General features: G+C 70.7%; 11 protein-coding genes. 6 read left to right on the forward strand and 5 right to left on the reverse strand.

The features are described from left to right. Positions 1 to 80: 80 nt before the first annotated feature. Positions 81 to 818, forward strand: a complete 738-nt coding sequence (locus HD601_RS29195) for an SDR family oxidoreductase (RefSeq protein ID WP_221441413.1) — start codon at positions 81 to 83, stop codon at positions 816 to 818. Between the two features lie 6 nt (positions 819 to 824). Here the strand turns inward: HD601_RS29195 and HD601_RS29200 are convergent, their stop codons facing one another. The 5 genes from HD601_RS29200 to HD601_RS29220 are packed head-to-tail and all read right to left on the reverse strand — an operon-like array spanning position 825 to position 5,940. Further along, a complete protein-coding gene (locus tag HD601_RS29200; protein WP_184827945.1) occupies positions 825 to 1,340 on the reverse strand; it encodes a winged helix-turn-helix transcriptional regulator in 516 nt (171 codons plus the stop codon). Between the two features lie 45 nt (positions 1,341 to 1,385). Continuing rightward, positions 1,386 to 2,693: an ABC transporter substrate-binding protein gene (locus HD601_RS29205; RefSeq protein ID WP_184827947.1), complete on the reverse strand. Its 1,308-nt coding sequence runs from the start codon at positions 2,691 to 2,693 to the stop codon at positions 1,386 to 1,388. 11 nt (positions 2,694 to 2,704) lie between these two features. Continuing rightward, positions 2,705 to 3,592, reverse strand: coding sequence for a carbohydrate ABC transporter permease (locus HD601_RS29210; RefSeq protein WP_184827948.1), 888 nt, complete (start codon positions 3,590 to 3,592; stop codon positions 2,705 to 2,707). Next, positions 3,589 to 4,536 (reverse strand): carbohydrate ABC transporter permease, encoded by a 948-nt coding sequence (locus HD601_RS29215; protein ID WP_184827950.1) that lies wholly within the window; start codon positions 4,534 to 4,536, stop codon positions 3,589 to 3,591. Before HD601_RS29215 ends, HD601_RS29210 begins: the two co-directional genes overlap by 4 nt. Before the next feature lie 6 nt (positions 4,537 to 4,542). Then, entirely contained in the window at positions 4,543 to 5,940 is a 1,398-nt protein-coding gene (locus HD601_RS29220; protein ID WP_184827952.1) for an FAD-dependent oxidoreductase, read from the reverse strand. 104 nt (positions 5,941 to 6,044) lie between these two features. Between HD601_RS29220 and HD601_RS29225 the strand changes: the two genes are divergently transcribed. The 5 genes from HD601_RS29225 (at position 6,045) to HD601_RS29245 (ending at position 11,036) form a co-directional block, all read left to right on the forward strand. Then, positions 6,045 to 6,917 carry a LysR family transcriptional regulator gene (locus HD601_RS29225; RefSeq protein WP_184827954.1) on the forward strand — a complete coding sequence of 291 codons (873 nt, stop codon included), beginning with the start codon at positions 6,045 to 6,047 and terminating at the stop codon, positions 6,915 to 6,917. A 129-nt stretch (positions 6,918 to 7,046) separates the two neighbouring features. Then, entirely contained in the window at positions 7,047 to 8,420 is a 1,374-nt protein-coding gene (locus tag HD601_RS29230; RefSeq protein WP_184827956.1) for an ABC transporter substrate-binding protein, read from the forward strand. 35 nt (positions 8,421 to 8,455) lie between these two features. Then, positions 8,456 to 9,400 (forward strand): carbohydrate ABC transporter permease, encoded by a 945-nt coding sequence (locus HD601_RS29235; protein WP_184827958.1) that lies wholly within the window; start codon positions 8,456 to 8,458, stop codon positions 9,398 to 9,400. Beyond that, on the forward strand, positions 9,397 to 10,236 hold the full coding sequence (locus HD601_RS29240) for a carbohydrate ABC transporter permease (RefSeq protein WP_184827960.1): 840 nt from the start codon (positions 9,397 to 9,399) through the stop codon (positions 10,234 to 10,236). The genes HD601_RS29235 and HD601_RS29240 overlap by 4 nt, the downstream gene beginning before the upstream one ends. A 26-nt stretch (positions 10,237 to 10,262) precedes the next feature. Next, complete coding sequence (locus HD601_RS29245) at positions 10,263 to 11,036, forward strand: enoyl-CoA hydratase/isomerase family protein (RefSeq protein ID WP_184827962.1); 774 nt, start codon at positions 10,263 to 10,265, stop codon at positions 11,034 to 11,036. Positions 11,037 to 11,040: the final 4 nt, after the last annotated feature.

An 11,040-nucleotide genomic window follows, 5' to 3' on the forward strand; every position in this document is an offset into this window, starting at 1 on the left:
TCCGTGCATTGACCGCGCCCGAGCGCGGAGATTAGCGTTCCCGAGAGCCGAACTTTGAAACGATTCGAAGGAGCGTCATCGTGGAGTACGCGGGCCAGACCGTCGCCGTCGTCGGGGCGGCCAGTGGGATCGGCCGGGCGGCCGCCGTCGAGCTGGCCGGCCGGGGCGCCCGCGTGATCTGCCTGGACCTGAACGCCGACGGCGCGAAGGAGGTCGCCGCCGGGCTCCCGCATGACGCCGTCGCCGTCCACCTCGACGTGACCAGCCAGGACTCCGTCCGCGCCGCCTTCGCGAACCCCGTCCTCGGCAACGACCTGCACGCGCTCGTCAACTGCGCCGGCACCACGGGCCGCACCGGCCACCCCACCCACGAGGTCGACGTCGACGACTTCGACCTGGTCTACCGGGTGAACCTGCGCGGCGCGCTACTGCTCTCGCAGGCGGTCCTGCCGGGCATGGTCGAGCGCGGCTACGGGCGCGTCCTGCACGTCGCGTCCATCGCGGGCAAGGAGGGCAACGCCGGCATGGCCGCCTACTCCGCGACGAAGGCGGGACTGATCGGCCTGGTCAAGTCGATGGGCAAGGAGTACGCGACCAGCGGCGTCACCGTCAACGCGCTCGCGCCGGCCGTCATCCAGACCCCCATGGTCGAGGCCATGCCGGAGCAGCAGGTCCGCTACATGACGGAGAAGATCCCCATGGCCCGCCTCGGCCGGCTCGACGAGGCGGCCCGGATGATCGCCTGGATCGCCTCGGCGGACTGCAGCTTCACCACCGGCTTCACCTTCGACCTCACCGGCGGGCGCGCCGTCTACTGATCGGCGTCAGCCCGCGGCCCCGCCCGACGCGGCCTTCGCCTCGATCTCGGCCACGGCCGCACCCATCTGCTCCAGCAACGACGGCGCCGCCGGGTCGCGCCGCGGCTCCCCCAGGTGGATCGAGCGGAGCTCGGCCATGAACTCCTCCCACAACGGCCGGCCGCCGGCCGCTAGCAGTTCGGCCCGGATCCGCAGCCGCGGCGTCGTCTCGCGGTGCCGCACGCCCCACGCGCCCAGCTCGGCGAAGACGGGGACCAGCTCGATGGCGGCCTCGGTGAGCCGGTAGGCGGCCCGCTGTCCCCGGCCGGCGGCGTCGCGGGTGAGCAGGCCGGCCTCGACCAGCCGCTTGAGCCGGTCGGCGAGGATGTTGGAGGCGATGCGCTCTTCGGAGCCGGCCAGCAGCTCGCGGAAGTACAGGCGGGTGCCGAACATGATGTCGCGCAGCACCAGGAGCGTCCACCGGTCGCCGAACGCCTCGACGGCCAGGTTGATGGGACACCCTGACCGGGCGGGCTCGCGCATGCCCCTCCTCCGCCGACGCCTACTGCTTGCATTTTACTACCGGCATCAGCGCACCACCGCGTCGAACCGCTCCGCCGCCTTGGCCAGCACGGACCGCACGCCGACCCCGTCGTCGAGCAGCACCTCCTGAAGCGCCTCGGCGAGGATCTCGTTGAGCTGCGTGTCGTCGACCGGCGACGTGACCAGCTGGCCGTCGGTCTCCATGTAGTCCAGCCACCATCGCATGATCGCGGCCTCGTCGCGCTGGAAGTACGGCAGCTCGAGGGTGGACCGCCGGGTCGGCAGGCCGAAGGCGACCTCGGCCCAGATCTCCTGCATCGCGGGGTCGGTGCGGTGCTTGATGAGCTCCCAGGCGCCCTCGACGTCGGGTGAGCCCTGCGGGATCGCGATCGCCCAGCCGGTGATGCTGCACGGCGAGGGCCGGTCGGCGGCGGGACCGGGGATGACGGCGACCTCGACGTTCTCGGCGCCGAGGCTCTCGACGATGCGGGCGTAGCGGTGCGAGCCCTCGATGATCATGCCGGTGCGCCCGGCGATGAACGCGTCGATCTGCTCCGAGTACGCCATGGTGGCGGCGTCGCGCGGCATGATCTCGTGCTCGTACGCCAGGGACCGCAGGAACTCGAACGTCTCGACGCCGGCGTCCTCGTGGAACGCGGCCCGGCCGTCGTCGTCGAGGATGCGGCCGCCGCGGCCCAGGATCATCGGCTGGAAGATGTACGCGACGTGCCCGGTCTCGGTCGTCGACCCGAAGGTCAGGAACCCGCTGACGTCGGGCTGCGCCGCCACGAACGCCTTGCCCACCTCGACGAACTCGTCCCACGTCGTCGGGACCGACATGCCGGCCGCGTCGAGCCAGTCGCGGCGCAGGAACAGCGCGTTGCCGATGTTCTCGATGAGGAACGCCTCGACACCCTCCTCGCCCTCGAGGCTGACGACGAAGTCGTCGAGCTCGCCGTTCGTGAAGTCGGCGTCGGCCATCGCCTGCAACGGCTCCAGACTGCCGGCCTCGGCGTGGCGGCGGAAGTTGTAGTAGTTGGTCCGCGAGACCTCCGGCGGGATGCCGGCCTGCACGGACGTCAGCAGGTTCGGGTCGATCTCCTGCCATGGGATGACCTGTTCGGACACCGTCAGGCCGGTGCGTTCTTCGAACAGGTCGAAGATCTGCCGCTCGGCGTGCCCGCGCGGGTCGTCGCCGTTCGGGTCCAGCAGCGTCCAGTACCGCAGCGTCCCCGGCGTCGCCTGAGCGCCGCGCGCGCAGCCGGCGAGCCCGCCGCCGAGTACCGCGGCGCCCGCGGCACCGGCGGCCAGGCCCAGGAAGTCGCGGCGAGAAAGCCCTCGTGTCGATCGCATCGCCACTCCCCTCACTGGCTTCCGAGCGTGCCGGCGGTCAGGCCGGAGATGAACTGGCGCTGCAGGACCAGGAAGAGCATCAGCACCGGCAGCAGCGACACGATGGAGCCGGCGCTGATGGCGCCCCAGTCGACCCCGTACGTGGCGAGGAACATGTGCAGCCCGACGGGCACCGTGCGCATCGAGTCGGACATGGTCAGCGCCACGGCGAGGATGAACTCGTTCCACGCGTAGACGAACACGATCAGCGCGGCGGCCGCGACGCCGGGCCGGGCCAGCGGCACCACGACCCGCAGCATCGCCCGGAACCGCGAGCAGCCGTCCAGCATGGCCGCCTCGTCCAGGCTCACCGGGATCGACTTGAAGTAGCCGCGCAGCAGCCACACCGACAACGGCGTCATCCACACCGAGTACACGAGGATCAGCACGACGTAGGTGTCGATCAGGCCGAGCCGCGACGCCAGGAAGTAGAACGGGACGACGGTGGCGACCTGGCCGACCGCCATCCCGGCCAGGATGACGAACAGCAGTGCCGTCTGCCCGCGGAACTGGAACCGCGTGGCGCCGTACGCGGCCGGGATCGATACGCCGAGCACCACGACGACCGTGCCGACGGCGACGATCAGGCTGTTGAGGATCCAGCGCAGGAACTGCCCGTCGAGCACCCGCGCGTAGCTGTCGAACGACACCGGGCTCGGGATCAGCGACGGCGGATAGGCCAGAATGTCGTCGGGCGCCTTGAGCGACGTGCTCAGCGCCCACAGCGTGTTGGCCGAGAACACCACCACGCCCAGGATCACCAGCACGATCGCGGCGATCCGCCACGCACGCCGCCGCTTCGTCGCGACCGGCCCGGACGGCCGGACCGCGGCCGGGCGCGCCTCCACCGTGGTCGTCATGCCTCGCCTCCCGCCTGACGCCGCAGCGCCCGGAAGTAGAAGATGGCCAGCACGAAGTTGATCAGCAGCATGACCATGGTCAGGGTCGCGGCGGTGTCGACGCTGAAGTACTCGAACGCCTCGCGGTACAACCGCAGGCCGAGGATCTCCGTCGCGCCGGTCGGGCCGCCGCCGGTCAGGTCGAGCACCAGCACGACCATGTTGAAGTAGTTGATCGTCAGCACGATCACCGTCACGACGATCACGGGCATGATCGCGGGCACCAGCACGTAGCGCACGCGCTTCCAGTAGCCGGCGCCGTCGACCTCGGCGGCCTCCTCGGTCTGCTTCGGCACCGCCTGGAGCGCGGCCAGGAACATCAGCATCGGGAACGCCAGCGACCGCCAGACGTTGACCAGCGTCAACGCGGCCAGCGCGCTGGTCTCCGACGCGAACAGGTTCGGGAAGTCGGGCAGGCCGAGCCGCTCGAACACCGAGGTCAGCGGCCCGTACTGCGGGTTGAGCAGCCAGCGCCAGGTGATCGCGACGACCACCTCGGACGTGATCCACGGGATGAGGATGAACGTACGCAGCACCCGCTGCCAGCGACCGCCGCCCCGCAGCGCCAGCGCCAGCCCCAGCCCGATGCCCGCGCAGGCCAGGACGCCTCCGAACACGTAGACGGCCGACGCCAGCAGGTTGGTGAGGAACCGCGGCTCCGTCAGCAGATGGGTGTAGTTGCCCAGCCCGACGAACTCGACCGGCTCCCACATGCGCATGCGGAACGCGCTGTAGCGCGCCGCGAAGTACAGCGGGTACGCCGTCACGACCAGCACCAGCACGAACGCCGGTGCCATGTAGAGCCAGCCGGTGGAACGACGGCGGCGGGCCCGGCCGGCCCCGCCGGCGGCCGGACGGTTCTGCTCGGCGGTCGACGGCAGCGTTGGCGTGACCGAGGTCGTCATGGCGTCTCACCCACCGTCCGTCAGTGACTCGATGAGACGGCCGCGCTCGAGCACGGCGTCCTGGGCCCGCAGTGTGTCCTGCAACCGCGTCACCTCGACCGAGGTGACGCCGTCGCCGGCCGCCGCCAGTGCCGCGAGGGTGCCGGCGGCGTGCCCGGTGACCATGCAGACCGCCTGGCCGCGGGTCGAGCCGGCCGCCTCGTGCGTGGCCGAGATCGCCCGCCCGGCGACGACGAGCCCGCCGACGTCGACCGGAACCAGGCAGCGCACCGGAATGCCGAACGACCTGCGGATCGGCCAGAGCACCGAACCGCCGAGGCCCGGCTCCACGTCGTGGACGTCGAGGGGGTAGGCGCCGCGCCCGATCTGGTCGTCGAAGCTGCGACCCTCCACCACGTCCTCCTGCGTGAGCGCGTAGCCCCCGCGGACCCGCCGTGTCTCCCGGATACCCACCTGGTGCGGGGCCGACACGATGCGCGAGTTCTCGAAGCCGGGGACGTAGCCGCGCAGGAACCGCATGACCTCGGCCATCTGCAGCGTGGTCTCGACGTCGGCACGGGTGACGTCGTCGGGGTCGGTCCCGTCGACGCCGTGGACGCGGGTGACGTTGACGCCGACGTCGGACCGGCCGGGCAGCGTGTAGAGGCCGAGCCGCCAGCGCGGGATGCTCCAGTGGCCGGCCGCGCGGGCCCGCCTGATGAGGTCGCCGAACGCCTCGATGGTGGCACCGGGCGTCGCGGCCAGCGTGTCGACGTCGTAGTCGCCGCCGCTCCAGCCCTTCGGCGGCTTGAGGTCCTCGGGGTGCTCGGACAGGTACTCGTAGACGCGCTTGAGGTCGACGTCGCCGACGCGGAAGATCCGGCTCGCCGGCTGGGTCTTGCGGTCGGCGTCGCGGCCGAACGTGTGCGCCCCGCCGGCCTTGGCCAGCACGTCGGCGTCGCCGGTCGTGTCGACGACGACGCGCGCGCCGATGGTGCGCACCCCCTGCTTCGTCGCGACGGTGAGGCCGGTGACGGCGCCGTTGCTGACGACCGCGTCGACCACGAGCGCGTGGTAGAGGATCTCGACGCCGGCCTCGACCGCCATCTCCAGCAGGACGATCTTCGCCATCTCGGGATCGTGACCCAGGATCGAGCCGAACTGCGGGTCCAGCGAGACGGGGGTCGCGCCGCCCTCGCGCTCCAGCCGGTCGACCAGCTCGCGCCCGACCCCGCCGAGCGCCCAGTGGCCCTCGGCGTCGGCGGCGCCGAGGAGGTTCATCCCCAGCGCGATGTTCCCGCCGAGGTACGAGTACGGCTCGACGACGAGCGTGCGGGCGCCGGTGCGGGCGGCGGCGATGGCGGCGCAGGCGCCGGCGGTACCTCCGCCGGCGACCACGACGTCGTAGTGATCCTGCGTCTTCAACGGGTCCTCCGCGGGATGGCTGTGCGTGCGGTTCCCTTGGAACCTAGGGCCGCCTCGGCTATGCGGTCCAATACTGAATTGGTCATAATTGATAACTTGCGAGCATGGACATCGAGATGCGCCTGCTCCGGTCCTTCACCGTCGTCGCCGAGGAGCTGCACTTCAGCAGGGCGGCCGAGCGGCTGCGCGTGAGCCAGCCCGCGCTGAGCCGGCAGATCCGTGACCTGGAGCGACGCATCGGAGCCGACCTGTTGGTCCGCGACACCCGCACCGTCGCGCTGACCGAGTGCGGCCGGCTGCTGCACCGCGAGGCGACTCGGCTGCTGGCCGACCTCGAGCGCACGGTGGAGCGGGTCCGCGGCGCCGGGCGCGGCGACGTCGGTCACCTGTTCGTCGGCGTCATCGGCTCGTCGATCGACTCGTTCGTCGTGCCGACGCTGCAGACCGTGCGACGGCGGCATCCCCGGCTGACGTTCACGCTCATCGACCGGCCTTGGGTCGAGCAGGCGGCGGGGCTGGAGAACGGCGACGACGACCTCGCCTTCGTCCGCGACCTCCCGCCCGGCGCACCCTGGACGACGGCGCACGTGGCGACCGAGCCGGTGTGCCTGGTCGTCCCCGCCGACCACCCGTTCGCCGGCCGGGCCCTGGTGCTCCGGTCGGAGCTGCCGCAGATCGCCGAGACGCCGTTCCTCACCAACCCGTCGTGGATGGCGACGCACTGCCGCGACTGGCCGTTCGAGCCGCGCGTCACCGACGAGATGGGCGCGACACACGGCATCTTCTCACTGGTCAGGGCGCACTTCGGCATCTCGTTCATGCCGGCCAGCTACGCCTCCTGGGGCGACGACGGACTCTCCTTCGTCCCGGTCGAGGGCCACTCCAGCACGCTCGTCGTCGCCTGGCGCGCCAACCGCCACTCCGCCGCCCACGACGTGTTCCTCAGCGCCCTCCCCGCCGAGACCGCCGGTCCGTGATCGCCGTGGGGGTACGTCGGTACCAGGTGTTGACAGGACGGAAACCGGTGTCCATCATTGCCACGGAAACCGGTTTCCACAGCCGGACGACACCGCAACACACCGCACGATGTCGCCAAAGGAGGCCACATGCGCGCGAAGGGCCGAGGCACCGTCCTGGTCGCCGCCTCGTCGCTGGCGCTGGCGTCGTCACTCGCACTGGCGAGCTGTGGCGGTGACTCCACGGCCGAGGACGGCCGTGTCGAGATCACCGTCTGGCACACCGAGTCGACGCCCACGACCGTCGAGGCGCTGGACGAGATCATCGCCGACTACGAAGCCGCCAACCCCGGCGTGACCGTCTCGCAGGAGTCGGTCGGCTGGGGCGATCTGCAGGTGAAGTTCCAGGCGGCGCTGGCCGCCGGTGACCTGCCGGAGATCACCCAGGTCGAGCCGATGTTCGTCCGCACGCTCTACTCGCAGGACCTGCTGGTGCCGCTCGACGGCGTGGTCGACTCGCTGGGCGACGACTACCTGCCGGAGCTGCGCGACATGTTCGCGCTGCCCGACGGTCACGACTACGGCGTCGTGCACGCGTGGGGCACCGACTCCGTCGTCTACCGCGCCGACCTGTACGCGAACGCGCCCGGCGCCGGCACGCCCGAGGACCTCGAGACGTGGGACGACTCCGTCGAGCAGTGGCAGGCCGTGTCCGAGGCGAACGACGACGCCTACGGCCTGATGCTCGCCGGCGACGCCGCCCACAACGTCAACGAGGAGACCTACCTCTGGCTCGGGTCGAACGGCGGGCGCCTGTTCGACGACGACGGCCACGTCACCATCGACACGCAGGAGATGCGTGAGGTGCTCGAGTACTGGGTCGAGCTGCGCGACAGCGGGGCGCTGTCGCCGGCGTGGTCGTCGCAGACCTACGCCGACAGCCTGAGCGCCCTGGCCCTCGGCGAGGCCGCCACCATCTTCTCGTTCGGCCGGGCCACGTACACGTTCGAGGACCAGGCGCCGGACCTCGTGCCGGGCGAGGACATCAAGGTCACCGCAAACCGCCCGGTCGGCCCGTCCGGCGATGAGTGGATCACCCAGCTCGACGCCGAGCCGTGGGTCGTCTTCAAGGACTCCCCCGACGCCGATGCGGCCTCCGACTTCCTCGAGTTCTTCTTCGAGCGCCAGAACTACCTGCGCTGGATCGGCTCCGTCCCGACGCAGCTGCTGCCGGTGCGGGCGTCGCTCTTCGACGATCCCGAGTACCAGGCACTGCCCGAGGTGCGGAACTGGGGCTTCTGGATCGACCAGCAGCGCCAGATGCTCGAGACCGGCCGGGCCTACCCCCTCATGGTGACGCGGCCGTCCGACCTCGAGCTGCCGTACCTGAGCGACCTCTACGGCTCGGAGATCCTCGTCGACATGGTCATGGAGGTCGTCGAGGGCGGCAAGGACATCGACGAGGCCATGTCCGACGCCCAGGCCCGCGCCGACGAGCTCCTCTCCCCCCTGTACGCCGACTGACCAGCGCACAACCGACCAGCGCGAAGGGAACGACGATGTCTCTGACGCGAACGACGACGACCGGCGCCCCGGCCGTGAATACCGAGCCCCGGGCGAGCGCCCCACGCCGGCGCATGCCGGGCTGGTTCTGGGGCGCGCTGCTGCTGAGCCCGGCGTTCCTCCTGGTGCTCGGCGTCATCGCGGCGCCGATCGCCTACCTGGTGCGGCTCAGCTTCACCGACGCCCACGCCTACCTGCCGAAGTTCAGCTCGGTCGGGTTCGACAACTACGCCGCGCTGCTGCGCGCGCCGCACTTCTGGGACAGCGTCCGCACGACGGTCTGGTACGCCGGGCTGACGGTGGGCCTGCAGCTCGTGCTCGGCGTGCTGATCGCGCTGATGCTGCACCAGCGGTTCCGCGGCCGCGGCGTCGTGCGGCTGGTCGCGCTGGCGCCGTACATGGTGCCGTCGATCGTGGTGGCGCTGGTGTGGCGCTGGCTGCTCGACCCGACCACCGGCGCCTACTCGTGGGCGATCGACAAGGTCTGGCCCGGCTCGGAGCCGCCGAACCTGCTCAGCCCGAACCTGATCTTCTGGTCGCTGATCGCGGTGTCGGTGTGGATGTTCACGCCGTTCATCGTCATCAGCGTGCTGGCTCGGCTGCAGACCATCGACCCGTCGGTCGTCGAGGCGGCGACCGTCGACGGCGCCGGGGCGTGGCGGCGGTTCTGGCACATCGTGCTGCCGGAGCTCAAGCCCGTGCTCTACACGCTGATCCTGCTGCGCTTCATGTTCATGTTCACGAAGTTCGACGTGGTGTACCTCTTCGCCGGGACGGGGACCGAGGTGCGCACCCTGCCGGTGCTGACGTTCCAGCGGATCTTCGGCGAGGCGCGGCTGGGCTCCGGCGCCGCCGTCGCGATGGTGCTGTTCGTGCTGCTGCTGATCTTCACCACGGTCTACCTGCGCACGCTCTACCGCGAGAGGGAGGAGACGGCATGACCGCCGCCCTGCACCGGCTGAGCCGGGTCCGCTGGTACCTCGTCATCGGCATCGTGGTGCTGGTCGTGATCAACGGCTTCCCGTTCTACTGGATGGCGCTGACCTCGGTGAAGCCGGGGACGGAGCTGTTCGCGTTCCCGCCGCGGTTCATCACGACGGCGCCGGACTTCAGTGGCTTCGAGCGGCTCTTCGAGACCACGAACTTCCTCACGTACGCCAAGAACAGCCTGATCATCGCGACGGGCGCGACGGTGGTGTCGGTGGTGGTGTCCGCGCTGGCGGCCTACGGGCTGACGCGGTTCCCGTTCCCCGGCAGCCGGGCTTTCAGCACGGCGATCCTCTACGCGTACACCTTCGCGCCGATCGTCATCGTCGTGCCGCTGTACGGGATGTTCCGCGAGGCCGGGCTCATCAACAGCCACCTCGGCATGATCCTGGCCTACGCCTCGTTCGGCGTGCCGTTCAGCCTGTGGCTGCTGCAGCCGTTCTTCCGCGCCATCCCGGGCGAGCTCGAGGAGGCGGCGTTCGTCGACGGCGCCAACCGGGTGAAGAGCGCGTGGTACGTCGTGTTCCCGCAGGCGCTTCCCGGGCTGATCGCGGTCTCGGTCTTCACGTTCCTGCTGGCCTGGGAGGACTACCTGTTCGCCCGGGTGCTGATCACCGAGGACGAGCTGAAGACGCTGCCCATCGCGCTGCACGACCTCTACAACGCCAGCCTGCAGGACTGGCCGCTGCTCATGGCGGCCGCCGTCCTCATCAACGTGCCCGTCCTCATCGCGTTCCTCTTCGTCCAGAAGTACCTGGTCGCGGGCTGGGGCGCGGGGGCCATCAAGTAAGTCGTTCGCCGCAGAGAAGGAGTCGCATGTACGTCGGTTACGAGGTCCGCGAGGGGACCGCCTGGATCCGGATCGAGCGCCCGGAGAAGCTGAACGCGCTCGACCTGTCCGGGTGGCACGCCATCACGGACCACCTGACGCGCGCGGCCGACGAGGCGCCCGGCCCGGTGGTGCTGACGGGGACAGGGCGCGCGTTCTGTGCCGGCGACGACATCGCCACCTTCCAGGAGCACGCCACGCCCGAGCAGGGCATGGACTTCTTCATCGGCGGGCTCTACCGGACCGTCGAGGCGATCGCCCTGCACCCGTATCCAGTGATCGCCGCCGTCAACGGACTGGCCTTCGGCGGCGGGTGCGAGCTGGTGCTGGTCAGCGACCTCGCCATCGCGTCCGACGGCGCCACCTTCAGCCTGCCGGAGGGCCGCATCGGCGCCTGGGCGACCATCGCCGTCGGCGTCGCGCCGCACGTCACCGGGCGCAAGCCGTTCGGCGAGCTCGTCTACGAGATGGGCCGGCTCGACGCCGAGGAGGCCCGCCGGATCGGCCTCGTCAACCGCGTCGTCCCGGCCGCGGAGCTGGAGGCCGAGGTCGCCGCGGCCGTCGGGCGCATCCGCGCCGCGTCACCGCACGCGGTCCGGATGACCAAGCGCTTCCTCAACGAGGAGCTGGTCGCCGTCGGGCTGCCGAAGGTCCGGCGGGCGCTGACGGCGCTGGTCGAGGAGACCCTGCCCACGCACGACCTCCGGGAGGGCACCGCCGCCTTCCTCGAGAAGCGCGCGCCGGTCTTCGACGGGAGGTGAGCGA

The sequence above is a fragment of the Jiangella mangrovi genome, assembly GCF_014204975.1.
GTDB lineage: Bacteria > Actinomycetota > Actinomycetes > Jiangellales > Jiangellaceae > Jiangella > Jiangella mangrovi.